The organism is Vibrio sp. 1151_11 (assembly GCF_029478525.1).
Taxonomy (GTDB): domain Bacteria; phylum Pseudomonadota; class Gammaproteobacteria; order Enterobacterales; family Vibrionaceae; genus Vibrio; species Vibrio anguillarum.
Genome location: NZ_SHMN01000086.1, coordinates 1 through 1050 on the forward strand (window position 1 = coordinate 1; position 1050 = coordinate 1050).

At 45.0% G+C, this 1050-nt stretch carries 1 protein-coding gene; it reads right to left on the minus strand.

Annotation, left to right across the window (positions count from 1 at the left end; genetic code table 11):
* The coding region (locus EXZ60_RS18880; protein WP_277436158.1) for an IS30-like element ISVa6 family transposase at positions 1-958 on the minus strand (958 nt) is incomplete at its 3' end.
* Between the last annotated feature and the right edge of the window lie 92 nt (positions 959-1050).

A 1050-nucleotide genomic window follows, 5' to 3' on the forward strand; every position in this document is an offset into this window, starting at 1 on the left:
CATGAATATACTCCGTTGGTGTCCTATACCCAAGTCTTTTGCGTGGGCGCGTATTTAATTTGTGTGCAATTTCATTGCAGAGCTTCTGTGTCACGTGTGACATAGAAGTTCGTTTTGGTAAGTATTGTCGTATCAAGCCATTGGTGTTTTCATTAGTGCCTCGCTCCCATGAGTGGTATGGATTTGCAAAGTAAAACAGACAGTTATGATGTTTTTCTAGTTGTGCATAACCATGAAATTCAGTGCCGTTATCCGCAGTTATCGTCTTAAAAGGTAAGTCAGAGCGGGTCATGATCTTGCTCATTCTTACGTTGAGCGACTCGCTTGTTCTGTCGTCCATTTGCCCTATAAAAGTGTAGCCAGTCATTCTGTCGACTAAAGTCACGATACAGTGCTTGGTTCCGCGGCCAACGACGGTATCTATTTCCCAGTGACCAGGCTCTTTTCGATGCTCAGCTTTTGCAGGTCTTTCGGTAATATGACGCTTTGCTGCCAGCCGACCTCGGCTGTCTTTTGAGTTATACCTTTTACGCCTTTTCTTAGTGGATTGGCGTAGGTGTTTCCATAGTGTTCCACCGAGAGTTTTGTCATTCCAAATGTGCTGATAAATGAGCTCGTGGCTCATTGTTGGATAGCCTCTTCCCCTTAGGTATCCGACAATTTGGTCAGGACTCCAATCCAGTCGTAGCAAGGCCTCAGGTAACCTAAAGTCGATTTCGCTGTAGCGCTTATTTCTGCGCGACCGGCTCAGCCGGTTGCGAGCCATTTGTTGGGCTCTCCACGCCTGATAGGAGTACCTTTTAAAGTGTCTGTTGTATCGGGAATTGCGTTCAATTTCTCGATAGATAGTCGCTTTGTGACGACCCAGTTGTTTAGCTATTTTAGCGGTACTAATTCCTTGCTTTCTGAGTGCAGAAATCATATACCTTTCGTTCTCAGTGAGGTGCGTGTATTTCATGTTTTTTACTTCTTGGCGGGAGCAAACTTCATGATTATCGCATCTCACTGTTTTTATGTTCAGAGGTGTCGCACTTCGTACTTGAATCCAAG